The organism is Devosia sp. Root413D1, from assembly GCF_001425235.1.
In the GTDB taxonomy this organism is placed as follows: domain Bacteria; phylum Pseudomonadota; class Alphaproteobacteria; order Rhizobiales; family Devosiaceae; genus Devosia_A.
In genome coordinates, this window is the sequence record NZ_LMEA01000013.1 from 244,514 (window position 1) to 270,182 (window position 25,669).

Consider the following 25,669-nt stretch of genomic DNA (forward strand, 5'->3'; position numbering starts at 1 on the left):
TCGAGTTTGGGAGTGAGGACGGTGAACAGAACAGCTGCCCCGCTCCAAGGGACTAAGGGACGATCCATCAACAGGGGTATGATTGAATGACCAAGTTCTCCTCAGGCGGCATGAGCCGCCGCACCTTCCTGCAGGTTTCCGCTGCCGGCGTGGTGACTGCTTCGGCGCTCGGCGGTATCGGCCGCGCCAGCGCCGCGCCCTATCCGAAGTTCACCTGGATCTCGCCGCGCGGCACCCTCGAAGTGCTCGACGATTATCCGTACTGGATCGGCAAGAAGATGGGCTATTTCGATGGCCTCGAGGTGGCGACCGATATGCAGCCCGGCCCGTCCGACGGCACCGCTACGGTGAAGTTCGTCGATGTCGGCCAGGCCGATATGGGCTTCCCCTCGCCCGGCGTGTTCTCGTTCGCGCTCGAAAACGGCATGAAGCTGAAGTCCGCCTTCCATATGGGCGCGCTCGATACCTTCAGCCTCGCCTTCCGCAAGGGCGAGGGCTCCAATGACCTGAAAAAGCTCGAAGGCAAAACCATCCTGCTCGGCTCGGCCGCCTGGCAGCCGATCGTCGACCCAATGCTCGCCGTGCACGGCGTCGACATCTCCAAGGTGAAGTATGTCGAAGCCGGCTGGCCGACCTGGGGCACCGCCCTCGCCAGCGGCCAGGGCGATGCGGCCCTCAGCTGGGAAGGCCTGCGCGCCGAGTGGATCGGTTCCAAGCTCGACTTCGAATACTGGCTGGGCGTGCAGCACTCGCCGCTCTTCGCCAACACCTTCGTGGTCCGCGCCGCCGACCTCGATGATCCAGACAAGAAGGCCTTCCTCGACAAATACCTGCGGGGCTGGGCCATGGGGCTCGAGTTCGCCTATCACAATCCGCTTGCCGCAGTCGAAGCGGTGTTCGAGCAGTTCCCGACGCTCGCCACCAATATCGGCCCCGAACTGGGCGCCACCTCGATCCTGCAGCAGATCGCCGTCTTCCGCGGCGACATGTCGAAGCGCAAGGGTTGGGGCGACCACGACATCGCGGCCTGGCAGACCTTCTTCGACAAGATCTACGAGCTGAAGCAGATCACCAAGCCGGTGAAGGCCGAGGACGTGGTGACCAACGACGTCATCGGGCCTGCCAACGACTTCGACCACGACAAGGTCAAGGCCGATGCCGCCGCCTACGTGCTGTCGGACGCCTTCAAGGCGATCAACATCGAGGACGTCAAGGCGCACCTCTACGACCAGGCCATTCCGGCCGATCGCTGAGCCAACGTGTGGGCGGCATCCAGGCGGTGCCGCCCGCACCCTTCAAAGCGCCCCACCACCGGCGTCATCCCCGCGAAGGCGGGGATCCATCTCGCCGCTCGCACGGGGGGTGAAATGGGTCCCGGCTTTCGCCGGGATGACATCGGTGGGTTGGGCAAGCCTGCGAACGGCAACACGATTTCATGGCCATACGGCCGAACAAGCATAAGCGGATGGGGAGGGCCGGATGGCCAATGTGGTAAAAGTTCTGGTCGTCGGGCTCGGCAATATGGGCGCCTCGCATGCGAGCGCCTATCACCGCAATCCCGGCTTCGAGATCGTCGGGCTGATGAGCCGTTCGATCAGATCGAAGCCCGTTCCGGACGAGCTCAAGGGTTATCCGCTGTTCGAGGATTATGACGAGGCGCTGCGGGTGGCCAAGCCCGATGCGGTGTCGATCAACTCATGGCCCAACAGCCATGCCGAGTACGCCATCAAGGCGATCAATGCCGGCGCCCATGTATTCATGGAGAAGCCGCTCGCCACCAACATCGCCGACGCCGAAGCGGTGGTGAAGCTGGCGCGTGAGAAGAACAAAAAGCTAGTGCTGGGCTATATCCTGCGCGTCCACCCCAGCTGGATGAAATTCACCGAGCTGGCGCAGACGCTGGGCAAGCCGCTGGTCATGCGGCTCAACCTCAACCAGCAGTCGGGCGGCCCGACCTATGACTGGCACAAGAACCTGATCGACTCGCTGATCCCGATCGTCGACTGCGGCGTCCACTATGTCGACGTGATGTGCCAGATGACCAAGGCCAAGCCGGTGCGCGTGCACGGCATCGGCGCCAAACTCTGGGCCGAAGCCGACAAGCAGAATTATGGGCACCTGCATGTCGAGTTCGATGACGGCTCGGTCGGCTGGTACGAGGCCGGCTGGGGCCCGATGATGAGCGAGGTCGCCTATTTCGTGAAGGACGTGGTCGGCCCCAAAGGTGCCGTCTCGATCGTCCCCAACCCCAAGGCGCATAAGGACGGCGTGTCGGATTCCTCCGATATCGACCAGCACACCAAGACCGACGCCATCCAGTATCACCACGCCGAGGTGAACCCCGGCGACAAGAGCTTCGTCCGCAAAGACGAGATCTTCACCATGACCGACGAGCCCAACCACCAGGAGCTCTGCGACCGCGAGCAGGCGTTCTTTTTGAAGGCCATCCAGGAGGATCTCGACCTCACCGAGTCGATGGATGCGGCGGTGAACAGCCTGAGGATCGTGCTTGCCGCCGAGCAGTCGATCAACGAAAAGCGCGTCGTCGAGCTGGCCTGAACCATCCCAGCGGAGCGTTTTCAGGAAAAGTTGCAGACTTTTCCGGTTCGAAAGCGCGACCAAGGAAGAACCGGGCACAACGAAGCCGGCGGGCCGCTGCCCGCCGCTGTCGCCCCATACCCCCAAGCGGAGACCATCGATGACTTCACCGGCAGCCGGACAGGGCTTCGATATCGTGCTGAAGGGCGGCCGCGTCCTCGATGAGCGCAACGGCGTCGACGGGGTGCTCGATGTTGCGATCAAGGCCGGCAGGATCGCCGCGGTCGGCAAGGACCTCGCCACGGCTGGAGCCAGGGTCGAGGATGTCAGCGGCGCCATCGTCGCGCCGGGGCTGATCGACATCCACACCCATGTCTACCACAAGGCGACCTCGCTCAGCGTCGACCCCGGCTTCATCGCCCGCCGTTCCGCCTGCACCACGCTGGTCGACGCGGGCAGCGCCGGCGCCGGCAATTATGACGGTTTCCGCGACTACGTGATGATCCACTCGCCCTATCGGATCTTCGCCTTCCTCAACATCTCGTTCCCCGGCATTTTCGGTTTCGACAAGGGCGTGTCGATCGGCGAGGCGACGCTGCGCTCGATGCTTCCGGTCGATAAATGCGTCCAGAAAGTCGAGGCCAACCGCGACCGCATCATCGGCGTGAAGGTCCGCATCGGCGGCCCGGTCACTGGCGAGTTGGGACTCGGCGCGCTGGAAATGGCGCTCGAGGCCGCCAACGCGCTGAACCTGCCGTTAATGACCCATATCGGCACGGCCCCGCCGAGCTATGCCGACGTGGTCGATATGCTGCGGCCGGGCGACATTCTCACCCATTGCTACCGCCCCGACCCCAACTCGGCCATCGGCCCCGATGGCAAGGTGATCGATGCGGTACTCCAGGCCCGTAAGCGCGGCGTGCTGTTCGACATCGCCCACGGTATGGGCGCCTTCGGCTATGACAGCGCCGAAGCGGCGCTCAACGACGGCTTCAAGCCGGACCTGATCTCGTCGGACGTGCACGTCATCGCCGTCGAGGGGCCGGGCTACGACCTGCTCCACACCATGAGCAAGCTGCTCAATTGCGGCCTGTCTTTGCCCGAAGTGATCGGCATGTCGGCCAACCGCCCGGCGCTCGCCATCCAGAAGCCCGAACTCGGCCACCTCGGCGTCGGCGCCGTCGCCGATATCACGGTGCTGAAGCAGTATGACAGCAACTACGTGTTCCAGGACGTGGTCGGCAAACGCCGCCAGGGGTCGAGCCTGCTGCAGCCGGTGTCGGTGTACCTGGGCGGCAAGCCGATGGAAGTCAGCCGCCGGCCATTCGAGGAGAGTTTTCTCATTGGCGGTCATCATGGGCATGAGCATTAGCGGAGTCCGCTGAGGCCGGCAGTCGGCGCACCCTCTCCCGCTTGCGGGGGTGGGAGGGGGGTGCCCCACGCACTGATCGTAAGCGGACGGGGCAACGCCGAAGTATGCGGCACCCCCTCCCACCAGCCTTTCGGCTGGTCCCCCCTCCCCCGTAAACGGGAGAGGGCGCGCCGACTGCGAAGGGTGGTGTCTCACCCGATCCTGATCACATTCCCCGTCCGCGCCGACTCCTCGGCCGCCAGCGTCGCCTGCAATGCCGCCGCGGCATCTTCCGGCACGCCGATCTTCGGCGTCGTGCCGCTCAACGCACAGCCGGTGAAATAGTTGAACTCCTCGCGCAGCGCGCCGCCGCGGACCCCGTCGAACATCGGCCAATAGGTGATGTCGGGCGAGTGCAGCTTGTTGGCATCGACGATGCCGAGCGGCGGGAAGGTGTCCTGGACGTGGATGATGCCTTCGGTGCCGATGATCGACATGCGCTCGTCGATATCGAACGGAGTCTGCGTCGGCATGCACCACACCGTTTCGAGCGTCGCGGTGGCGCCGCCGGCAAAGCGGAACATGGTCTGGCCGATATCGGGGTGCTTCAACCCGCGCACGTCGACGGTCTGCGCATAGGCCGAAACGATCCTGTCGCCGGTCAGCCACAGCATGATGTCGGTGTCGTGGATCGCGTCGCCGACGATCGGGCCGATCTTGTTGAGGATGGTCGGGGTCCAGGCGGCCGGAATGTTCCGGCGCGACGACAGCGCCACCACCTTGCCGATGCGGCCCTCGGCGATCGCCTGCTTGGCCATGCGGTAGCGCGGATTGAAGCGCACGATATGGCCGATGAACAGGATGCCCTTGGCCCCCTTCGAGGCGGCGATGATCTTGTTGGCATCCTCGACGGTCGAAGCGATCGGCTTTTCGAGGAACACATGCTTGCCGGCCTTGAGCGCCGCGATCGCCGGCTCGGTGTGCTGGTCCCACATGGTGCAGATCGACACGGCGTCGATCTCCGGATCGGCGAGCATGTCGTGATAGTCGCGATAGAGCTTCTTGACCCCGAACTTCTCGCCCAGAGCCGTGAGCCGATCCTCGGTGCGGGTGCAGAGCGCCGCCAGGTCAAGGTTGGGCACGCCCATGATGGTTTCGGCGTGGATTTCTCCAAACCAGCCGAGCCCGATAATGCCGATACGCAGCTTGTCCAAAACGACCCCCTCAAATGACGAAGGCTAAATGCCTTGCTCAGAAATCCTCGAGCGTCAGCTCGCGCGCCATCACGATGTTGCCCGAGGTCAGCCCGCAATCAACCGGGATCGCCGCGCCGGTGACAGCGCTTGCCGCATCCGAGGCGAGAAAGGCGATCACCCGGGCCACCTCGTAGGGCTCGACGATGCGGCCGAGCGGGTACCAGCGCTCCAGTGTCTTCAAGACGTTCGGATCCTTGGCCTTGCGCTCGTCCCAGACCGGAGTGCGCACCGTGCCGGGCAACACGATATTGGCGCGGATGCCGTAGCGGCCATATTCCTGCGCCAGCGAGCGGGTGAGCGAGATCATCGCCGCCTTCGCGGCGCTGTAGGCCGGGTCGCCCAAGGCCGCGAGGCCATTGACCGAGCCGACATTGACGATGTTGCCGGAGCGCCGCTCGACCATCTGCGGCAGCACCGCATGGGCGCAGGCATAGGCGCCGCCGACATTGGCGGCCATGTCCTCGTCCCAGCCGGCCGGGTCGGTCTTTTCGAAGGTGGCGTGGCGCGTGATGCCGGCATTGTTGACGAGGATGTGCACCTCGCCGAACCGCTTGAACGCCGCGGCCACCGAGGCCGCGTCGGCGATGTCGGCCACCGCCGGCTTCACCGTGATGCCGTCCTTGCCGAGCGTTTCGGCGAGTGCGTGCACCCTGTCGTTGCGATCGAGCGCCGCGATGGTCGCGCCCTCTTCGCCGAAGAAGCGGCAGAGCCACTGGCCGATGCCGCCTGCCGCGCCGGTGATGGCGATGGTCTTGCCGGTGAATGCGGCGGTCATGTTTGCTCCTTCAACGATCCATCGGTGTAACAGGCGATCCCCCACCCACCGGATGTCATCCCAGCGAAAGCTGGGACCCAAGCCACCACTTGCGCTGCGGATAGTTGGGTCCCAGCTTTCGCTGGGATGACGCCGAGTTTGTGGTGCAGTTTGATGCCAACCGACACCCTCAACTTCCGAACCACCCGTCCTTGAGGTAGCGCATGTACTCGAACACCATGCCGTGCTTCTTGACGAACACCACTTCGAGGAAATCGCCGACGATGAATGGCGGGATCAGGATCTCGACGCCAGGCGCCGCGAGATGCGGCGCGAGGTCATCGACCCGATAGGCGACATGCGGGTTGTCGCGCACTTCGGCCGGCACTGTACTGTCCGGCTCGTAGCGCAGGAACTCGATATGCTCGGGGTGATGGCGCGGATTAGTGACCCAGATGCGGCTCGCCTCGACCCAGTCCTCGCTGGGCTGAGGCACCGTCGTCGTGATCCCCACATGGTCGAACTCGAACGTCGACATGGCGATGTTCCCCCTGCCTAACTCCCCAACTCTGAAATCATGTTACAGAACCGAAAAGCTCGCAACTGGATTCTGTGCCGGTCGCCAAAAGTCTGAAGCAAAACAGGCTCCCCGCGATCGAAGGGGTCTCACACACCGCGCGCAGGCGTTCCACACTGTGGATCGATCGACGATCGATCTGGTCACCTCCGGCGCAATACTGTAATTGAATTTCACCATCGGAGCGATCGACATGCAGAGGCGCCGCGCCGCGAGGACCGAGAACGAAGAACCCGCCATCGACATCGTCTCGCGCATCCAGCGGGCCGAGCCCGAGCTGTCGCCGGCCGAGCGACAGGTGGCAGCGGCGGTGCAGCTCGATTTCGAGGCGGCAACCCGGCTGACCATCGCCGATCTCGCGGCCAAAGCCGGGGTCAGCCAGCCGACGGTCACCCGCTTCTGCCGCTCGGTCGGCTGCGCCTCGTTCAACGATTTCAAGATCAGCCTCGCCAGCACCATGACGGTGGCGGCGGTCTATCTCCGCTCCGACCGGGTGTTCTCCGACGATATCGGCCAGCTCGCCCAATCGGTGATGCTGCGCGCCGCCAATGCGGTGCAGGCCTGCCTCGAGCAGCTCGATACCGCCGCTGTCGGCCGCGCCATCGACGCCATCGCCGAGGGGCGCCGGCTCGACATTTACGGCCAGGGCGGCGGCTCGGCGGTGATGGCCGAGGACGCCAAGCTGCGGCTGTTCCGGCTCGGCATTCCGGTCGCCGCCTATACCGACGGACACCAGCAGCGTATGTCGGCCTCGACCCTGCAGCCGGGGGATGTGGCCTTCGCCATCTCCAACAGTGGACAATCGAAAGCCGTGGTCGAGGCGATCCAGATCGCCGCCTCGTTCGGCGCCACCACCATCGCCTTGACCCGCCCGGGCTCCCCGCTGGCCAAGGCCGCCGGCATCGTCATTCCCATCGTCATCCCCGAGGATGACAATGTGCTGGTGCCGACGCCGTCGCGCTATGCCCATATGGCGGTGATCGACACCATCGCCTCGGGCGTGGCGCAGAAGCTCGGCGCGCGTGGCCGCGAAGCTTTGCGCCGGGTGCGCTACACCCTCACCGCCATTGGCGTCGCCATCCCGACCCCGTCGACCGATCCAACCAAGCTGATGCAGACGCTGAAGCCGCACGAGTAGCGGCTCGGCGGCGTTGCCGCTAGCAGACGCTGAAGCCGCACGAGTAGCGGCTCGGCGGCGTTGTCGCTATGGTGCGCCCGCACCATATGTGAGGCCTGATGTTCCTCTCGGTTTTCGACGTCTTCAAGATCGGTATCGGGCCATCGAGTTCGCATACCATGGGGCCGATGACGGCCGCCAGCCGGTTCCTCGACGAGCTCCGTACCGGCGATTGGCCGCGGCCGCGCCACGCCGTGGTGACGTCGCTGAAGGCGAGCCTCCACGGCTCCTTGGCCTTCACCGGGGTCGGCCACGGCACCGGCCGCGCCGTGGTGCTGGGGCTTTGCGGCTACGCCCCCGACAGCGTCGACCCCGACCGGATCGATGCGATCGTCACCGGGGTCGAGGCCGAGGGCATGGTGCATCCCGAGGGACACCCGGCCTACCGGTTCCGGCCGGCGCTCGACCTGATCTACGACAAAAAGGAGCGGCTGCCCGGCCATACCAACGGGCTGCAGTTCTATGCCTATGATGCCGACGGCGCGCTGCTGCTGCGGCGGGTCTACTACTCGATTGGCGGCGGCTTCGTCGTCAGCGAAGCGGAGCTGGCGCGCGGCGAGCTGAAGACCGATACCGCGGACGTCCCCTACCCCTTTGGCGATGCCGCTCAGATGCTGGCCATGGCCCGCGATTCCGGCCTCTCCATTGCCCAGATGAAGCGCGCCAACGAGGAAGCGCGGATCGGGCGCCGGGGGCTCGAACAGGGACTCGACCGGCTCTGGGCTGCGATGGATGGCTGCATCGAGCGGGGCCTCAGGACCGACGGCATCATGCCCGGCGGGCTCAACGTCAGCCGCCGCGCCAAGGCGATCCACCAACAACTGCAGACGGCCTGGCAGCGCAACGAACTCGGCCCACTTGCCGGCAATGACTGGCTCAGCGTCTTCGCCATGGCGGTGAACGAAGAGAATGCCGCCGGCAGCCGGGTGGTGACCGCACCGACCAATGGCGCCGCCGGCGTCATCCCCTCGGTGCTGAAATACCACCAGCAGTTCGAGGCCGGCGCCTCACGCGCCAGCATCCATGACATGCTGCTGACCGCCGCCGCCATCGGCGGCATCATCAAGCATAATGCCTCGATCTCCGGCGCCGAGGTCGGCTGCCAGGGCGAGGTCGGCTCGGCCTCGGCCATGGCCGCGGCAGCACTTTGCGCCGCCATGGGCGGCACCCCGGCGCAGGTGGAGAATGCCGCCGAGATCGCGCTCGAACATCACCTGGGAATGACCTGCGACCCGGTCGCCGGGCTGGTGCAGATCCCCTGCATCGAACGCAACGCCTTCGGCGCGGTCAAAGCCGTGACTGCCGCCTCGCTGGCGATGAAGGGCGACGGCACCCACAAGGTGTCGCTCGATGTCTGCGTCGAGACCATGCGGCAGACCGGTGAAGACATGTCCGAGCGCTACAAGGAAACCAGCCAGGGCGGCCTTGCCGTCAACGTCCCGGCCTGCTGATGCCCAGCCCGACTTACGAGCTGTTCCGCGAGGCCATGGCGGCGAGGCAGCAGATCGTCTGCACCTATAATGGCCATCGCCGCGAAGTCTGCGCGGTGATCCTCGGGCACACACGCGGCGAGGAGAAGGCGCTCACCTACCAGTTCGGCGGCGACACCAGCAGCGTGCTGCCGGCAGGCGGCGAGTGGCGCTGCCTCACCCTCAGCAAGGTCAGCGACGTCGAGCTGCGCGATGGTCCATGGCTCAGCGGCGGCAGCCACTCCGCTTCACAGTCCTGCGTCGAGAGTGTCGATTTCGACGTCAATCCCGACAGCCCCTACTCCCCGAAGCATCGACTTTAGGGCATCAATGCTCCCGTCTTTTCGGAAAGCCCCAAGCTGCCACAAGTGACCGACCGCCCCAACATCCTGTTGATCTGCGCCGACCAGTGGCGTGGCGATTGCATTTCGGCGCTCGGGCACCAGAACGCCAAGACGCCCAACCTCGATGCCCTGATGGCTGATGCGGTGACCTTTACCCGGCATTTCGGCCAGTGCACGCCCTGCGGCCCATCGCGCACCAGCCTCCTCACCGGGCAGTATCTGATGAACCACCGCTCGGGGCGGAACGGCACGCCACTCGATCGGCGCCACACCAATATCGCGCTCGAGGCGCGCAAGGCCGGCTATGATCCGGCTTTGTTCGGCTATACCGACACCACGCCAGATCCGCGCGGCCTCCACCCCAACGACCCGGCGCTGGCCGCCTATGACGAAGGGGTGATGCCGGGATTTTCGACCCCGCTGCATCTGCCCGAAGATATGGACCAGTGGGTCTCGGACCTGATCGCCAAAGGCTATGATCTCCCCGGTGGCCGCGCCGATGTCTTCCGCCCGCGAAAGGGCTTCGAAAAGCCGGCCCATCGTGGCTTCCGCTACATCCCCACCGTCTTCAAGGCCGAGGAGAGCGAGACGGCTTTCCTCACCGACGAGTTCCTCAAGTGGCTCTTGGTGCGACGCGACAAGCCGTGGTTCGCGCATTTCGTCTTCTACCGCCCGCACCCGCCGCTGATCGCGCCTGAGCCCTATAACGGCCTGGTGCACCCCGCCGATGTCGAGTTTCCCGTGCGTGCCGCGACGCCGGGCGAAGAGGGCAAGCAGCACCCGCTGCTCGATTACGCCATCAGCACGCTCCGCCAGCCCAGCACCTATGACGAGCACAACCCGCAGGATCTGGTCGCCGCCGACGAGCTCGAGATCCGCCAGATGCGGGCGACCTATTACGGGCTGATCGCCGAAGTCGATGCGCAGCTCGGCCGCATCGTCCAGCATCTGAAGGACACCGGCCAGTATGACCGCACGCTGATCATCGTCACCTCCGATCACGGCGAGGTGCTGGGCGAGCACTATGTCTGGGGCAAGGAAATCTACTTCGATGCGGCCTTCCACCTGCCGCTGGTGATCCGCGACCCGCGGCCCGAGGCCGACGCGGCGCGCGGCCGGCGCGTCACCGAGTTCACCCAGGCGATCGACGTGATGCCGACGGTCCTCGACTGGCTCGGGCTCGACACTCCGCGCAGCTGCGACGGCGCGTCGCTACTGCCGTTCCTGCGCGGCGAGACCCCGCCCGATTGGCGCAACGCGGTGTATTTCGAGCACGACTTCCGCGACGTCCGTACCCAGAAGCCGGAAACCGCGCTCGGCATCGCCTCCGACCAATGCGCCTATGCGGCGATCCGCGACGACAAGTTCAAATACGTCCACTTCGCCGCCCTGCCGCCACTGCTGTTCGACATCGCCAACGACCCGCACGAGCAGTTGAACCTAGCCAACGACCCGGCTTACACCGAGGTGGCGCTCGACTACGCCCGCAAGATGCTCGACTGGCGGCTGAGCTCGGGCGAGCGCGAGCTGACCAACATGTCGGTGGGCGCGGGCGGGCTGTTTGTGCGGAAGTAGGAGGGCGTCACGGCTGACGGGTCTACCCCGTGCAAGGAAGCGGACCAACGGGATGCTCTGTTGACCGCCCTGCGCGTTTGCCGCGGCCTCGCCTTCCCCACCGGCTGTCATCCCAGCGAAAGCTGGACCCAGCTCGCAGCCCGCGCCAGCCGATAGATGGGTCCCAGCTTTCGCTGGGACGACATCGAGTGGGTGGAGCGAACGGTGCCTTCAGCTCAGGCAGCGCAACTACCCGCCATCGGCTCCGGGCCTAGCAATAACTCCCCCGCAAACCCACCCCCCGCGACAAAACTCTCCAGCCTTGCCACATGCGGCGCCGGGTCCAACCCCTGCGCCTTGAGCCAGGCCGGGTTGTAGTAACTTTCGGCATAGCGCTCGCCGCTGTCGCAGATCAGCGAAACGATCGAACCGGATCGGCCTTCGTCACGCATCTGCCCAGCCGCCCAGCAGACCCCGACGAAATTGCTGCCGGTCGAGGCGCCGACGCGGCGGCCGAGCAACCGCGACAGCACCTGCATGCCGGCCAGCGAGACGGCGTCCGGCACCCGGATCATCTCGTCGATCACCTCGCCGATGAACGAAGCCTCCACCCGCGGCCGCCCGATCCCCTCGATGCGCGAGCCGCGTGCCGCGGTGGCGGTGCGATCGGTGCGCAACCAGCCATCATAGAAAGCGGAGAACTCGACATCGGGCACGCAGAGCCGGGTATCGAGGCAGCGATAGCGGATATAGCGGCCGATGGTGGCCGAGGTGCCGCCGGTGCCGGCGCCCATGACGATCCACTCCGGCACCGGGTGCCTCTCCCTCGCCATCTGCGAGAAGATCGACTCAGCGATGTTGTTGTTGCCACGCCAGTCGGTGGCGCGTTCGGCAAAGGTGAACTGGTCGAGATAGTGGCCACCGCACTCCGCCGCGAGCTCGGCTGCCCGCGCATAGATCGCCGCCGGCTGCTCGACGAAGTGGCAGCGCCCGCCCTGCTGCTCGATCGCCTCGACCTTGCTGGCGCTGGTGGTGCGCGGCAGCACGGCGCAGAAATCGAGCCCGAGCAGCCGCGCGTAATAAGCCTCGCTCACCGCGGTGGAGCCGGAAGAGGCTTCGACCAGCGTCATGCCCTCGCGGATCCGGCCACTGCAGATGCCGTAGAGGAACAGCGAGCGCGCCAGCCGGTGCTTCAGGCTGCCGGTCGGATGCGAGGATTCGTCCTTGAGGTAGATGTCGATGCCAGCGAGGGACGGCAGGTTCAGCGCGATCAGATGCGTATCGGCCGAACGCCGCCCCTCGGCCTCGAGCAGGGCGATGGCCCGGCTGCGCCAGACCCGATCCGGACTGCAGTTCGACATGGCGGCCTCATGCTACTATTCATCACTCTGATAGCACAACATGCCCGAAATATACAATCTATGGCCAATTGGTTCTACGATATGCAACATGTGGAGCAATTCGATCCATGTCACGTGATCGGCGGCGCCGCCGATGTTCCGTGCTGCGGAACCGGCGGCGATTGACCCTCTCCGACCGGGCTTCCAAGGTTGCGGCCAGCCCTTTCATCCGGAGCCGTCAGTTCCATGCGCTTGTTCATCGCCACCCTCGGCACCGAGACCAACACTTTCGCCTCGTTCCCGACCGGCATCGACGATTTCAAGGAGTGCTTCTGGGCCGATCGCAATGTCGAGACCTTCGCCCCCTCACCCTGGTCGGCGCCGCCGCAGATCTGGCGCGAGCGCGGCCTCGAGCGCGGCTGGGAGGTTATCCAGAGCCTCTTCGCCTTCGCCAATCCGGCCGGCCCGACCATCAAGGCCGACTACGAAGCGATGCGCGACCGCATCCTCGACGACCTCCGCGCCGCCGGCCCGGTCGATGCGGTGCTCTATTACCTCCACGGCGCGATGATCGCCGACGGCTATGACGATTGCGAAGGCGACCTGGTGCAGCGCACCCGCGCGCTGGTGGGGGAGGAGACCCGCATTGGCATCGAGCTCGACCTGCACGGTCATGTCGACAACACCATCGTCGACAATGCCGACCTGATCGTCATCTACAAGACTTACCCGCATATCGACCACGCCGAGCGCGCCGAGGATCTGTTCACCCTGATGGAGCGCACGCTGAAGGGCGAGATCGAGCCGAAAATGGCGCTGTTCGACTGCAAGGCCATGGGCTTGTTTCCCACCACCATGGAGGGCCCGATGATCGCCTTCACTCAGTCGCTCTATGACGGGGAAGGCAAGGACGGCGTGCTGTCGCTGTCGCTGAACCACGGTTTCCCCTGGGCCGACGTGCCGCTGGCCGGCGCCAAGATGCTGGCCGTCGCCGATGGCGACCAGGCCATCGCCGACCGTGCCGCGAAACACTATGGCGAGGCCTTCTACCGCATTCGCGCCCAGGCGACGCTGCCCTTCACCCCGTTCAAGGAGGCGATCGCAGCTGCGAAGCTCAAGGGCGACAAGCCGCTATTGATTGCCGACACCTCCGACCAGATCGGCAGCGGCGCGCCGGGCGACACCACCCATGTACTCAAGGCCTTCATCGACGCCGGCATCCGCAATGCCGTGGTGGCGCCGCTCTGGGACCCATCGGCGGTGAAGATCTGTTTCCAGGTCGGGGTCGGGGCGAAACTGAAGCTCAGGATCGGCGGCAAGTTCGAGCCGCATTCCGGCCCGCCGCTCGATGCCGAGGCCGAGGTGCTGTTTCTGAAGCGCAACGCCCACCAGGACCACCTGCCCGGCGAGCGCATCGAGATCGGCGATGTCGCCGTGGTGCGGGTCGAAGGCATCGAGGTACTGCTGACCACGCTGCGCACCAACCTCTACACCCTGAGCCTGTTCTCGCTGCACGGCATCAGCTTCGACGACAAACAGGTCGTCTCGATCAAGAACCTCTATAAGCACAAGGACCTGTTCATCACCAACACTCGGGCCCAGCTGTTCGTCGCCACGCCGGGCACCAGCAACCCCAACTGGTCGGAGCTACCGTTTAAGCGCCTGACCCGCCCGATCTGGCCGCTGGATGCTGATCCGCTGGGGCTGGACTAGCTCCCCTCGCCCTTGAAGGGAGGGAAGGGACGACTGAGAGAGCCTAAGCCCGCCCCGCCCGTTCCCGCACAAAATGCGCTGCCGTGGTGCAGAGCAGCGCCCAGGCTGCGCCGAGCGACCAGCCGGCCAGCACGTCGGTGGGGTAGTGGACGCCCAGGTAGATCCGGCTCACCCCGACCAGCAGCGTGAGCGCAATCGCCACCCCGACGAAAAAGCGCTTCAGCTGCCGCTCCGGTGAAGACTCGGCCAGCATGGCGCCGATAGTGAGGAACACCACGGCCGAGACCGTCGCATGTCCGCTTGGAAAACTGGCGGTGAACACCTCAGGGGCCCCGATGAGGTCAGGCCGCGGCCGGTCGAACAACATCTTCAGCACCGTGCTGAGGATGGTGCCGCCCAATACCGCGAAGACCATGAACCAGCCGGTCCGCTGCTTGCCCGCCAGCAGCAGGTAGGCGAACACCACGACCACGATGATGCCGAGCACCGAGAAGCTGCCGAGCCCCGTGATGTCGCGCACCGCCTCTTCGAACCAGACGGGCCCGATCGGATCGGCCGGATCGCCGGGGGTACGCAGTGCCATCAGCACCGCATTGTCGAGGTTGAGCGTATCGCCATCGGTCACCGCATCGGCGATCAGCCCGAAGCCGCCAAGCAGCGCCGCAGCAGCGAGCGCCCCAAGATAGACGCGGGGGGGTGTGGGCATGGCGATGGTCCTCTCAGGCTATGGGAATCCTATATCAAACCGTTCCGGCGCCAATCGAATCCCTCTGCGGGACGGCAGTAGCATCTCGGGTCCAATTCGATGAGGCCGATATGCCCACCCTGCCGACCGGCAACAAGCCCCCACTCTCCACGCGCGACCGCGACTGGCGCAATGGCCTGCTGCTGATCGCCGGCATCGTCGGCCTGCCGGTGGTCGTGGCGGCGGTTGTATCCGTACTGGTGGGTTGAGTTCTGCTTGCCCGCTGAGGCCAGCAGTCGGCGGCCCTCTCCCGTTTACGGGGGAGGGCGCGCCGACTGCAAGTCTGGCGCAACCGGCCCTCTTACTCCCCCGTCATCGCCGCATACATCTCCGCCGCCGTCCGCGCCCGCCGCAGCCGTTCCGTCACCCCGGCCGACCGCAGCTGGCGCGACACCACTGACAGCGCCTTGAGGTGCGAGGTCCGGTCGGCCGGCGACAGCAGCAGGAACACCAGGTCGACCGGCCGATCATCGACCGCGTCGAACTCCACCGGCCTGGTCGTTCGCGCCAGCAGCGCAAATGGCGTGGCGAGCCCGGCGGGCGCGCTGTGCGGAATGGCGATGCCCTGCCCGATCCCGGTCGAGCCGAGCGTCTCGCGATGGCTGAGTCCGTTGAACACCGCCGCCTGGTCGAGGCCGGTAGCTCGCGCGGCACGCTCCGCCAGTTGCTGCAGCAATTGCGGCTTGGAGGACGCGTCGAGGTCGACCAGCACGTTTTCCGGTCGGAGCAGTTCGGCGATATTCATCTGGTCACTCTAGTTATGGTCAGCCGGCGCCGGCTCGATCGGATCGGCCTCGTGCAGGCGATAGCCCACGCCGGTTTCGGTGGTGATGTAACGCGGCTGGTCGGGCGTCTGTTCGATTTTCTGGCGCAACTGCCGGACATAAACGCGCAGGTACTGCACATCGGTGGTGCCATCCCACACCTGCTCGAGCAGAAAGTGGTGAGTCAGCACCTTGCCCGCATGCTGCACCAGGAGGCGCAGGATGTCGTATTCCTTGGGCGAGAGCTTCACCTCCTTGCCGTCGACCTTGACGATCCGCTTGACCAGATCGACCGACAGCCCGCCGGTAACGAACACCGGGCGCTCGCCCTGCTGTTGCAGCCGGTGCCGGAGCGCCACCCGGATGCGGGCGGCGAGCTCGTTCATGCCGAAGGGTTTGGTCACATAGTCATCGGCGCCTAGTTCCAGTGCCTTGACGATTCCCGCCTCATCGGTGCGGCTCGACAACACCACCACCGGCAGGTCGAGGCCTTCGTCGCGCCAGCGGGCGAGGAGATCATGCCCCGAAATATCGGGCAGGCCGAGATCGAGGAGGATCAGGTCCGGTCGCTCTGCCGCGAGCGCTTCGAGCGCGAACTTGCCGTTGCCAGCCTCGGTGATCGCATAGCCCTGCGCCCCGAGCCCCATGCGCAGCAGCTTGCGGATCGGCGGTTCGTCATCGACGACGAGAATCTTCACACCTGAGTTGGTCATTTCAGCTCACCCAGATCTTGCTTGGGAATCGGCAGCCTGATGGTGAAGACGGCGCCGGTCCGTTCCTGCCGGTTGGCGGCGGCAATCGTCCCACCCATCGCCTCGACGAAGCCCCGGCAGATGGCGAGGCCAAGCCCGGTTCCGGCCCGCACCTGGTCGCCTTTGCGGGCCCGGTAGAAACTGTCGAACACCCGCTCGAGATCCTCGGGCGGAATGCCCGGGCCCTCGTCGATCACCTGCAGCACCACGGAGGTCCCATCGGCCCAGCCCTTGAGCCCGATCGTCGTGCCCTCGGGCGCATATTTCGCGGCATTGTCGATCAGGTTGAACAGCACCTGCTCGAACAGCACCGGATCGACAGTGACCATCGGCAGGTCACCCGGAATATCGACGGCGACAGCATGCCCCGCGGTGATCTTCTGCGTCCGCTGCAGCGCCGTGCCGACGATATCGCCGACGAAGTGCAGCCCGGCATTGGGCGCCGTCGCCCCGGATTCGATCCGCGTCATGTCGAGGAGGTTGGCGATGAAGCGGTTGAGCCGCTCGGATTCGTCCACCACCGTGCCGAGCAGTTCGGCTTCGTCATCCTTGCCGAGCCCCTCGGGTGGCTCGCGCAGCATCCCGGCGGCGCCGAGGATAGCGGCCAGCGGGGTCTTCAGGTCATGCGAGATCGAGGTCAGCAGCGCCGAGCGCAGCCGATCGGCTTCCGCGGCGAGCTTCGCCCGTTCGACATCATCGACCAACTGGATGCGTTCGATCGCCACCGCCGCCTGGTCGGTCAGCGCATCGAGCAGCCGGCGCTGGTCCGGGGTGAGCAGCGGCCCCGGCTTGTCATTGTCGAGCCCCACCACCCCGACCGGCGTCCGCCCGGTCTTCAGCGGCAGATAGAGTCGCTTGGCGCCGGGCAGCGTATCGGCGCCGCGACCGGCAGCGCGGTCGTTCTCCCAGGCCCAGCGGGCGGCCGCGACATCGGCCTCATCCAGCGTATCCTCGGGCGGATAGCCGGCCTTCACCGCGATGCCGCCATTCTCCGGCAGCAGCAGCACGACGCGCAGCTTCAGCATCGAAGCGATCTGGTAGGCAGTGGCCCACAGCACATCGTCGAGCGTGCTCGTGCCGGCGAGCTTCTTTGAGAACAGGTAGAGGTCCTCGGTGGTGCGGGCCCGCTGCCGCGCCGCCGCCGCCTGGCGCTGCACTCGCGCGGTCAGGTTGGAGGCAATGAACGCCACGCCAAGGAAGAACCCCAGCGCGATGACGCTTTCGGGGTCGCTGATGTTGAGCGTGTAGAGCGGCTTGAGGAAAAAGAAGTTGAGCAGCAAGGCGCTGAGCAGCGAGGCAAACAAAGCTGCACCGAACCCGAAGCTCAACGCCGCCGCCAGCACCGCCATCAGGAACACCAGCGCGATATTGGTGACGTCGAGCACCCGGTCGAGCAGCAGACCGGCGCCGAGCGCCACTGCGACATAGAAGGTGCTCAACAGGTAGGGCAGCAGCTCGAAGCGCGACGGCGTCACCGGCGCCAGCCCTGCCGCCGGCTTCACTGCCTTTTCCACGGTGCCGGCGATGACGTGCACGCTGATATCGCCGGCATGGCGGATCAGGTCGTGCGATACCGAGCCTTGCAGCCACTCGCGCCATTGCGGCTTCTGCGGCTTGCCGATGACAATGTGGGTGACGTTGTTGGCGGCGGCGTAACGCACGATCTCGGTGGCGATGTGCTGGCCGGGCAGCACCACCGCCTCGCCGCCCAGCTGTTCGGCGAGGCGAAGGCTGGCGGCCAGTTGGTCCTTGCCGGCATCCGATACCGCCGCCGTCCGCACCGTCTCGATATTGAGCGCGACGAATGGCCCGCGCAGCCGGTCGGCCAGTCGCCGCGCGTAGCGCACCAGCGACGGCCCGCGCGCCTGTTCGTCGACACAGACCAGCACCCGCTCGCCTGCCGCCCATGGGCCATTGATGGCGTGGCTCTGCATATGGCTGAGCAGTTGGTCGTCGACCCGCTGCGCCGTACGCCGCAACGCCAGCTCGCGCAGCGCCGTGAGGTTGCCGGGCGAGAAATAGTTTTCGACGGCGCGCCGTGCCGTGGTCGGCACATAGACCTTGCCGTCGTGCAGCCGCTTCAAGAGGTCATCGGGCGTGATGTCGATGATCTCGATGTCGTCGGCCCGATCGATGATCGAATCCGGCACCGTTTCGCGCACCCGGATCCGGGTGATCTGCGCCACCACGTCGTTAAGGCTCTCAACATGCTGCACATTGACCGTGGTGTAGACGTCGATGCCGCGCGACAACAGCTCCTCGACATCGAGGTAGCGCTTGGGGTGGCGGCTGCCGGCCGCGTTGGTGTGCGCCAGTTCATCGACCAGCACCAGCTGCGGGCGGCGATTGAGGATGGCATCGAGGTCCATCTCCTCGAGCGCCCGGCCCTTGTAGTCGATCTGAACCCGCGCAATCAGCTCAAAGCCGGCAACCAGCGCCTCGGTCTCCTTGCGGCCATGCGTCTCGACCACGCCGATCACCACGTCGACACCCTCGGCGAGCTTGGCGCGCCCCGACATCAGCATCTCATAGGTCTTGCCCACCCCCGGCGCCGCGCCGAGAAAAATCTTCAGCCGACCGCGGTTTTCGCGTTCGGCTTCAGCCAGCAGCGCATCGGGGGAGGGTCGGGCGTTATTCATCGAGTCTCTCCGCCTGCCGCGGGGAACAGCAGGGCGCGGCCGATGCCGCGTCCCACCTATATCGTGTCAGGATGCGCTGGCGCCATCGAGCGCCAGGTTGAGTTTCAAGACATTCACCACCGGCTCGCCCATGAAGCCGAGCTGCGGCGCCTCGACATGCTGGCGCACCAGCTCGGTAAGCGCGGCCTCCTCCATGCCGCGCTCCTTGGCGACGCGCGGCACCTGGAAATACGCCGCCTCGGGGGTGATGTGCGGGTCGAGCCCGCTGCCCGAAGTGGTGACGAGATCCATCGGCACCGGTACGTTCGGGTTCTCCGCCTTGAGCGCCGCAGCCTCGGTCTTGATCCGCTCGAGCAGCACCGGGTTGGTCGGCCCCAGGTTGGAACCCGACGAGGCGGCGGCATTGTAGCCGTCGCCGGCGGCCGAGGGCCGGCCATGGAAGTAGCGCGGCGCGGTGAAGAGCTGCCCGATCAGTTCCGAGCCGACCACCTGGCCGTCCTTCTCGATCAGGCTGCCATGCGCCTCATGCGGGAACAGCGCCTGCGCCAGCCCGGTCATGGCGACCGGATAGAGCAGCCCGGTAATGATCGTCAGGGCGACGATCATGATCAAAGCGGGTCTCAGTTGCTTCAGCATTTCGAAAGATCCTTACGCGAGGCCGATGGCGGTGATCGCCATGTCGATGGCCTTGATGCCGGCGAACGGCACGATGATGCCGCCCAGCCCATAGACGAGGAGGTTGCGGCTCAGGAGCGCCCCTGCCCCGACGGCGCGATACTTCACGCCGCGCAGCGACAGCGGGATCAGCGCCACGATGATCAGGGCGTTGAAGATAATGGCCGAGAGGATGGCGCTCTCGGGCGTCGCCAGCCCCATGACGTTGAGCGCGCTGAGCTGCGGGTAGAACGCCAGGAACATCGCCGGGATGATGGCGAAATACTTGGCGATGTCGTTGGCGATCGAGAAGGTCGTCAGCGCCCCGCGGGTCATCAGCAACTGTTTGCCGATCTCGACGATCTCGATCAGCTTGGTTGGATCGCTGTCGAGATCGACCATGTTGCCGGCCTCGCGCGCCGCCACCGTACCGGTGTTCATGGCGACGCCGACATCGGCCTGTGCCAGCGCCGGCGCGTCATTGGTACCGTCGCCACACATGGCGACCAGCTTGCCTTTGGCCTGTTCTTCGCGGATCAGGCTCAGCTTGTTCTCCGGCGTTGCCTGGGCGAGGAAATCGTCGACCCCGGCTTCCGCCGCGATCGCCGCCGCGGTCATCGGGTTGTCGCCGGTGATCATCACCGTGCGGATGCCCATGCGGCGCAGTTCGGCGAAGCGCTCGCGGATGCCACCCTTGACGATGTCCTTGAGCTGCACGATGCCGAGCAGTTTGCCGTCGCGGGCCACCGCCAGAGGCGTGGCGCCGGATTTGGCGATCTCATCGGAGATCGTGCGGATCTCGCGAATGGTGTCGGCGCTGTTGGCCGCGCCTTCCCCGACATGTTTCAGCACTGCATCGACCGCGCCCTTGCGGATCGACGAGCCACCGAAATCGACGCCGCTCATCCGGCTCTGCGCCGTGAACGGCACGAAGCTGGCATTGAGGCTTTGCATATCGCGGCCGCGGATGCCGTATTTGTCCTTGGCGAGGACGACGATCGAGCGCCCTTCCGGCGTCTCGTCGGCGAGTGACGCGAGCTGCGCCGCGTCGGCGAGGTCGGCTTCGGTGACGCCGGCGACCGGACGGAACGCCGTCGCCTGCCGGTTGCCGAGCGTAATGGTGCCGGTCTTGTCGAGCAGCAGCGTATCGACGTCACCCGCCGCTTCCACGGCGCGGCCCGACATGGCGAGCACATTGAAGCGCACCAGCCGGTCCATGCCGGCAATGCCGATGGCCGAGAGCAGCGCCCCGATGGTGGTGGGGATCAGCGTCACGAACAGCGCCACCAGCACCACCATCGGCACGTTACCGCCGGCATAGGCGACAAAGCCCGGAATGGTGGCGACGGCCAGCACGAAGATCAGCGTCATGCCGGCGAGGAGGATATTCAGCGCGATCTCGTTCGGCGTCTTCTGCCGCTCGGCGCCTTCGACCAGCGAGATCATGCGATCGAGAAAGGTCGAGCCCGGGGCGGCGGTGATGCGCACCCGAATCCAGTCGCTCAGCACCTGGGTGCCGCCGGTCACCGCCGAGCGGTCGCCACCGGACTCGCGGATCACCGGAGCCGATTCACCGGTTATCGCCGCTTCGTTGACCGAGGCGATGCCTTCGATCACTTCGCCGTCCGACGGGATGATATCGCCCGCTTCGACCATGACGGTATCGCCGACCTTGAGGCTGGTGCCCGGCACCATCCGGAAGCTGCCGCGGCCCTCGGGCGGCAGCAGCTTGGCCTGCGTTTCGGTGCGCGCCCGGCGCAGCGAAACCGCCTGCGCCTTGCCGCGGCCTTCCGCCACCGCCTCGGCGAAATTGGCGAACAGCACGGTGAACCACAGCCAGAGGTTGATCTGGAAGGCGAAGGCCAGATTGCCTGAGCCGGTCACCAGATCCTTGACGAACAGCACCGTGGTGAAGGCGGAGACGACGGCGACGACGAACATCACCGGGTTCTTGATCAGGCTTTTCGGGTTCAGTTTCCTGAACGCTCCGCCAATGGCGGGGACGAGGATGCGAGTGTCGAACAGGCTCGCCGATTTCAACTGGCTCATCAGAGCCTCCAAGAGGTTGAGAGAGGCGCGGCGGGCTCAAGCGAGCGCCGCGCCGGGTCTGTGTGGGTGCGCATCAGAAGGTCTGGCCCACGAGCATCGCCAGGTGCTCGGCGATCGGCCCGAGCGCCAGCGCCGGGATGAAGGTCAGCCCGCCGACGACCAGGATGACGCCGAGCAGCAGCCCGATGAACAGCGCACCATGGGTGGGGAGCGTGCCGGCCGAGGCCGGCACGGTTTTCTTCGCAACCAGCGAGCCGGCCAGCGCCAGCGCCGGAATGATCACCAGGAACCGCCCCATCAGCATGCCGATGCCGAGCGTTATGTTGTACCAGGGGGTGTTGGCCGAGAGGCCGGCGAAGGCCGAACCATTATTCGCCGCCGCGGAGGTATAGGCGTAGAGCACCTCGGAGAAACCGTGCGGACCGGGGTTCCAGATCGACGACACCCCGAACGGTAGCACCACGCTGATGGCGGTGAAGCCGAGCATGGCGAGCGGCAGGCAGAGGATGGCGAGCATCGCCATCTTCACTTCCTTGGCCTCGATCTTCTTGCCCAGATATTCGGGCGTGCGGCCGACCATCAGGCCGGCGACGAAGATCGCCACCACGACGAATAGCACGATGCCGTAAAAGCCGGCGCCGACACCGCCGATGATGATTTCACCCAGCATCATGTTGATCAGCGGGATCATGCCGCCGAGCGCCATGAAGCTGTCATGCATGGCGTTGACCGCGCCGCAGGAGGCCGCCGTGGTGATCACCGCGAACAGTGCGCTCAGCGGCACACCGAAGCGGACTTCCTTGCCCTCCATGTTGCCGCCATCGATGCCGAGCGCATGCACCAGCGGGTTGCCCGCAGCTTCCGCCCAGTAACAGACGACGACGCCCACGAAGAACAGGATGCCCATGGTGATGAAGATCGCCCAACCCTGCTTCTGATTGCCGACCATGCGGCCGAACACGTTGGTGAGCGCGGCGCCGATGGCGAAGATCGAGACCATCGAAATCAGGTTGGTCAGCGCCGTCGGGTTCTCGAACGGGTGCGCGGCATTGACGTTGAAGAAGCCGCCGCCATTGGTGCCGAGGTACTTGATCATCATCTGCGAGGCCACCGGGCCCTGCGCGATGCTCTGCTGCGCGCCCTCGAGCGTCACCGCACTGGTGTAGGCATCGAGGTTCTGCGGCACGCCCTGCCAGACGAGGACGAGTGTACCGATGACGCAGATCGGCAGCAGCACGTAGAAGGTCGCGCGCACCGTATCGACCCAGAAATTGCCGAGCGTCGACATCGACTTGCGCGAGAAGGCGCGGATCACCGCCATGGCAACGGCGATACCGGTGGCGGCCGAAACGAAGTTCTGCACCGCAAGGCCGAGCATCTGCGTCAGGTAGCTCATGGTGGTCTCGCCGCCATAGCTCTGCCAGTTGGTGTTGGCGACGAAGCTGGCGGCGGTGTTGAAAGCGAGTTCGGGCCCGACGGCCGCCATGCCGGCCGGATTCAACGGCAGCACCGCCTGGAACCGCTGCAGCAGGTAGAGCACGACAAAGCCAGCGAGGTTGAACAGCAGCAGGGCCACCGCATAGGTGACCCAGTTCTGTTCCTCATCCTCCCGGGTGCCGGCGACGCGGTAGAGTCCGCGCTCGATGGGGCGGAGCACCGGCTGCAGCCAGGTGCCCTCGCCGTTGAAAACGCGCGTCATGTAGCCGCCGAGCGGTTTGACGAGCAGAACGATGATCCCGCAGAAAACCAGGATCTGAAACCAGCCGAGTAAGGTCATGGGAGGAGCTTTCTCAGTCCTGGCGCTAGAAGCGCTCGGGACGAACGAGGGCGAAAACCAGGTAGACGAGGAGGAACAGCGTCACCGCGCCTCCGAGGATGAAATCGAGCAGCATGGCGATGGCCTCTCAGAGCTTGTCGCAGACGGCAACGTAGGCAAAGGCGAGGGCGAAGAAGACTGCACCGATCGCGAGGACAGCTACGTCCATGGTTTGGTTCTCCTATCGAGAAGCGTGCACGACCGCCGCCGCCGGAGGGCGGCAGCGGCCGGGTGGTCAAAAATGCTGGGTGAGATATGCGCCCGCCCCGCATAGGGTTTCGAGAACGGACCGATCGGAAAGAAATAGGAATCCCATAGGGGTTTTGAGCTCAACGCCTACGGCCGAATCCGGTGCAAGCCGACCCCCACCCCTGTCCCCTCCCCCTCAAACAGGGGGAGGGAGACGACAGCTTCGATGTCAGTGTCAGGGTCTCCCTCCCCTTTCCGGGGACGCTATTGCGTCCCCTAGGGGGAGGGGACAGGGGTGGGGGTCAGCCCGCACCGGATCCTGTCACTGTTCCCGAACGGGCCCGGCAAACACCGCGTCCAAACTCAGCACCAGCCCGGCGGGCGCCGCGCAGACTTCGCCCGGGGCGTAGTCGCACTCCATCATGGCGAAATGCACCGCTGCCTGCCGGTCGGTGAACACGCCGCCGGTGAGCCCCAGGCTGTCGCTGACGATCCAGTTGCCGCGCGCGTCGCGCCCGACCATGAAGCGGCCCTGGTGCGAGAGGGCAGTCACTGCTGCGCTACGCATCACGCCAACCCCGCGGCCCACATGGCGACGACGCCACCGAGCAGCACCACGAACACCACGCCGACGGTGGTCAGCATGCGCCACAGCGCGCCGGCCTCTTCGTCATGGAGCGATGGCGGCGCCACGCCGCGCGATTGGCCCATGGTGGTTTCCTGCTGCTGGCGGAGGGCGGCGAGCCGTATTTGGCTGGTCTGCTGCGCGACGTAATGCATGCCGTAGCGAGGGGTGTACATCTCTCAAAGTCCTGGTTGCGGCCGGTCTGCCGGCCCGTTCAGCGGCGGCCGGATCGACCGGCAGCACCGCGATCCCAAGGCTAGGCGAGGCGCGCGTAGGAATTCGATTGGGTGGCCGGACCGAAGAAATAGCTGTCGCGCCTATGCCCCGGCACCGATCCGCCAATGCTGCAAATCACTTGCCCTCGGCGCCGCGCTGACCACAATGCAAGACTACCATACAAGAGGAAGACGACATGAACGCCATCGACCAGCAGCGGCCGCCCGAGGCACCCGACGCCGCCGGCACCTACCGCATCTGGCCCGGCGAGGGTCGCGCCCCCGGGTCGGAGCACTGGACCCATCGGGAATCGACCATGCAGATCCCGTGGACCACGGCGAACCGGCGACTGACCCGCAACGTCGTCGTCCCCACGCTCACCGCCTTCCTGCCCGAGCCCGGCAAGGCCAACGGCACGGCGATGATCGTCGCCCCCGGCGGCGCCTTCCATTTCCTGATGATCGACCACGAGGGCTACGACATGGCCCGCTGGCTCGCCGGGCTCGGCATCACCGCCTTCGTGCTGAAATACCGGCTGGCAGAGACGCCCGAGGCCGACGCCGAACTGCTGGATTTCCGCAACGAGCTGCAGCGCCGGCTGCACCAGCCCGGCCCGATGGGCGCCGCGCCGCCGTCGAACCCAGCCATCGCCGAGGCGCGCCTCTGGGGCGAGGAAGACGGCCGGCAGGCCATCCGTTTCGTCCGCCAGCATGCCGCTGACTGGGGCCTCGACCCCACCCGCATCGGCATCGGCGGCTTCTCGGCCGGCGGCGCCGTCACCATGGGCCCGGTGTTCGAGCATGATGCCGATAGCCGCCCGGATTTCGCCGTCGGCATCTACCCCGCCTGGCGCGCCGGCCTGCCGCTACCGGCGGATGCGCCGCCGCTGTTCCTCGCCATTTCCGACGACGACAAATCCGTCGCCCCGCTCTCTTCCGTCCGCCTCTACGAAGCCTGGCACAGTGCCGGCATCTCGGCCGAACTGCACGTCTTCGGCAACGGCGCGCACGGTTTTGGGTTCGGCAAATCGGGGCTGTTGTCGGACCCGTGGGCCGAGATGCTGCAGAGCTGGTTGGGGGTAAGGGGGCTGTTGCCCGCGCACTAAGCCATCAGTCGACGCACCCTCTCCCGCTCGCGGCGGAGGGGG

The 25,669-nt window shown here is 65.8% G+C and carries 24 protein-coding genes; 10 read left to right on the forward strand and 14 right to left on the reverse strand.

Going from position 1 to position 25,669, the window contains the following annotated elements:
- Positions 1 to 86: 86 nt before the first annotated feature.
- The 3 genes from ASC89_RS26435 (at position 87) to ASC89_RS26445 (ending at position 3,910) form a co-directional block, all read left to right on the forward strand.
- Positions 87 to 1,253, forward strand: a complete 1,167-nt coding sequence (locus ASC89_RS26435) for an ABC transporter substrate-binding protein (protein ID WP_055887061.1) — start codon at positions 87 to 89, stop codon at positions 1,251 to 1,253.
- A gap of 226 nt (positions 1,254 to 1,479) precedes the next feature.
- Entirely contained in the window at positions 1,480 to 2,559 is a 1,080-nt protein-coding gene (locus ASC89_RS26440; RefSeq protein WP_056003641.1) for a Gfo/Idh/MocA family protein, read from the forward strand.
- A 139-nt stretch (positions 2,560 to 2,698) separates the two neighbouring features.
- Positions 2,699 to 3,910, forward strand: a complete 1,212-nt coding sequence (locus ASC89_RS26445) for an amidohydrolase/deacetylase family metallohydrolase (protein WP_055887067.1) — start codon at positions 2,699 to 2,701, stop codon at positions 3,908 to 3,910.
- 191 nt (positions 3,911 to 4,101) lie between these two features.
- Here the strand turns inward: ASC89_RS26445 and ASC89_RS26450 are convergent, their stop codons facing one another.
- From ASC89_RS26450 to ASC89_RS26460, 3 genes are all read right to left on the reverse strand, one after another.
- Positions 4,102 to 5,103 carry a Gfo/Idh/MocA family protein gene (locus ASC89_RS26450; protein ID WP_056003644.1) on the reverse strand — a complete coding sequence of 334 codons (1,002 nt, stop codon included), beginning with the start codon at positions 5,101 to 5,103 and terminating at the stop codon, positions 4,102 to 4,104.
- Between the two features lie 37 nt (positions 5,104 to 5,140).
- Positions 5,141 to 5,920, reverse strand: coding sequence for an SDR family oxidoreductase (locus ASC89_RS26455; RefSeq protein ID WP_056003646.1), 780 nt, complete (start codon positions 5,918 to 5,920; stop codon positions 5,141 to 5,143).
- A 169-nt stretch (positions 5,921 to 6,089) separates the two neighbouring features.
- Positions 6,090 to 6,437 carry a hypothetical protein gene (locus ASC89_RS26460; protein ID WP_056003648.1) on the reverse strand — a complete coding sequence of 116 codons (348 nt, stop codon included), beginning with the start codon at positions 6,435 to 6,437 and terminating at the stop codon, positions 6,090 to 6,092.
- A gap of 232 nt (positions 6,438 to 6,669) precedes the next feature.
- On the opposite strand from ASC89_RS26460, the gene ASC89_RS26465 reads away from it, so the two are divergent.
- The 4 genes from ASC89_RS26465 to ASC89_RS26480 all read left to right on the forward strand — a co-directional run bounded on the left by ASC89_RS26465 (position 6,670) and on the right by ASC89_RS26480 (position 11,041).
- Entirely contained in the window at positions 6,670 to 7,614 is a 945-nt protein-coding gene (locus ASC89_RS26465; protein WP_156384785.1) for a MurR/RpiR family transcriptional regulator, read from the forward strand.
- Positions 7,615 to 7,712: 98 nt separating this feature from the next.
- Positions 7,713 to 9,104, forward strand: coding sequence for an L-serine ammonia-lyase (locus ASC89_RS26470; RefSeq protein ID WP_056003654.1), 1,392 nt, complete (start codon positions 7,713 to 7,715; stop codon positions 9,102 to 9,104).
- The gene (locus ASC89_RS26475) at positions 9,104 to 9,445 is read left to right on the forward strand and encodes a hypothetical protein (protein ID WP_056003657.1); all 342 of its coding nucleotides are present in this window, start codon (positions 9,104 to 9,106) and stop codon (positions 9,443 to 9,445) included. Before ASC89_RS26470 ends, ASC89_RS26475 begins: the two co-directional genes overlap by 1 nt.
- Positions 9,446 to 9,490: 45 nt before the next feature.
- Positions 9,491 to 11,041: an alkaline phosphatase family protein gene (locus tag ASC89_RS26480; RefSeq protein WP_056003660.1), complete on the forward strand. Its 1,551-nt coding sequence runs from the start codon at positions 9,491 to 9,493 to the stop codon at positions 11,039 to 11,041.
- Between the two features lie 215 nt (positions 11,042 to 11,256).
- Here the strand turns inward: ASC89_RS26480 and ASC89_RS26485 are convergent, their stop codons facing one another.
- The gene (locus ASC89_RS26485) at positions 11,257 to 12,381 is read right to left on the reverse strand and encodes a PLP-dependent cysteine synthase family protein (protein WP_056003663.1); all 1,125 of its coding nucleotides are present in this window, start codon (positions 12,379 to 12,381) and stop codon (positions 11,257 to 11,259) included.
- Positions 12,382 to 12,606: 225 nt separating this feature from the next.
- Here ASC89_RS26485 and ASC89_RS26490 point away from each other — a divergent pair, with 225 nt between their 5' ends.
- Complete coding sequence (locus ASC89_RS26490) at positions 12,607 to 14,073, forward strand: M81 family metallopeptidase (RefSeq protein ID WP_056003667.1); 1,467 nt, start codon at positions 12,607 to 12,609, stop codon at positions 14,071 to 14,073.
- A 43-nt stretch (positions 14,074 to 14,116) separates the two neighbouring features.
- On the opposite strand, the gene ASC89_RS26495 is transcribed toward ASC89_RS26490, so the two are convergent.
- Positions 14,117 to 14,779 (reverse strand): phosphatase PAP2 family protein, encoded by a 663-nt coding sequence (locus ASC89_RS26495; RefSeq protein ID WP_056003670.1) that lies wholly within the window; start codon positions 14,777 to 14,779, stop codon positions 14,117 to 14,119.
- Positions 14,780 to 14,889: 110 nt separating this feature from the next.
- On the opposite strand from ASC89_RS26495, the gene ASC89_RS28650 reads away from it, so the two are divergent.
- The gene (locus ASC89_RS28650; RefSeq protein ID WP_156384786.1) at positions 14,890 to 15,027 is read left to right on the forward strand and encodes a hypothetical protein; all 138 of its coding nucleotides are present in this window, start codon (positions 14,890 to 14,892) and stop codon (positions 15,025 to 15,027) included.
- 92 nt (positions 15,028 to 15,119) lie between these two features.
- Here the strand turns inward: ASC89_RS28650 and ASC89_RS26500 are convergent, their stop codons facing one another.
- The 9 genes from ASC89_RS26500 to ASC89_RS26540 all read right to left on the reverse strand — a co-directional run bounded on the left by ASC89_RS26500 (position 15,120) and on the right by ASC89_RS26540 (position 24,482).
- Complete coding sequence (locus ASC89_RS26500; protein ID WP_056003673.1) at positions 15,120 to 15,563, reverse strand: PTS sugar transporter subunit IIA; 444 nt, start codon at positions 15,561 to 15,563, stop codon at positions 15,120 to 15,122.
- Between the two features lie 9 nt (positions 15,564 to 15,572).
- Positions 15,573 to 16,295 (reverse strand): response regulator transcription factor, encoded by a 723-nt coding sequence (locus tag ASC89_RS26505; RefSeq protein WP_056003676.1) that lies wholly within the window; start codon positions 16,293 to 16,295, stop codon positions 15,573 to 15,575.
- The gene (locus ASC89_RS26510; RefSeq protein WP_056003679.1) at positions 16,292 to 18,973 is read right to left on the reverse strand and encodes a sensor histidine kinase KdpD; all 2,682 of its coding nucleotides are present in this window, start codon (positions 18,971 to 18,973) and stop codon (positions 16,292 to 16,294) included. The genes ASC89_RS26505 and ASC89_RS26510 overlap by 4 nt, the downstream gene beginning before the upstream one ends.
- Before the next feature lie 66 nt (positions 18,974 to 19,039).
- Positions 19,040 to 19,609, reverse strand: coding sequence for a potassium-transporting ATPase subunit KdpC (kdpC, locus tag ASC89_RS26515; RefSeq protein WP_056003689.1), 570 nt, complete (start codon positions 19,607 to 19,609; stop codon positions 19,040 to 19,042).
- 12 nt (positions 19,610 to 19,621) lie between these two features.
- Positions 19,622 to 21,676, reverse strand: coding sequence for a potassium-transporting ATPase subunit KdpB (kdpB, locus tag ASC89_RS26520; protein WP_056003692.1), 2,055 nt, complete (start codon positions 21,674 to 21,676; stop codon positions 19,622 to 19,624).
- Between the two features lie 73 nt (positions 21,677 to 21,749).
- Positions 21,750 to 23,453, reverse strand: coding sequence for a potassium-transporting ATPase subunit KdpA (kdpA, locus tag ASC89_RS26525; protein ID WP_056003695.1), 1,704 nt, complete (start codon positions 23,451 to 23,453; stop codon positions 21,750 to 21,752).
- 25 nt (positions 23,454 to 23,478) lie between these two features.
- Positions 23,479 to 23,568, reverse strand: coding sequence for a K(+)-transporting ATPase subunit F (gene kdpF, locus ASC89_RS26530; protein ID WP_055887114.1), 90 nt, complete (start codon positions 23,566 to 23,568; stop codon positions 23,479 to 23,481).
- 435 nt (positions 23,569 to 24,003) lie between these two features.
- Entirely contained in the window at positions 24,004 to 24,249 is a 246-nt protein-coding gene (locus ASC89_RS26535) for a hypothetical protein (RefSeq protein ID WP_056003698.1), read from the reverse strand.
- Positions 24,249 to 24,482, reverse strand: a complete 234-nt coding sequence (locus ASC89_RS26540) for a hypothetical protein (RefSeq protein WP_056003701.1) — start codon at positions 24,480 to 24,482, stop codon at positions 24,249 to 24,251. The genes ASC89_RS26535 and ASC89_RS26540 overlap by 1 nt, the downstream gene beginning before the upstream one ends.
- Positions 24,483 to 24,718: 236 nt before the next feature.
- Between ASC89_RS26540 and ASC89_RS26545 the strand changes: the two genes are divergently transcribed.
- On the forward strand, positions 24,719 to 25,627 hold the full coding sequence (locus ASC89_RS26545; protein ID WP_056003703.1) for an alpha/beta hydrolase: 909 nt from the start codon (positions 24,719 to 24,721) through the stop codon (positions 25,625 to 25,627).
- The last annotated feature ends 42 nt before the right edge of the window (positions 25,628 to 25,669 follow it).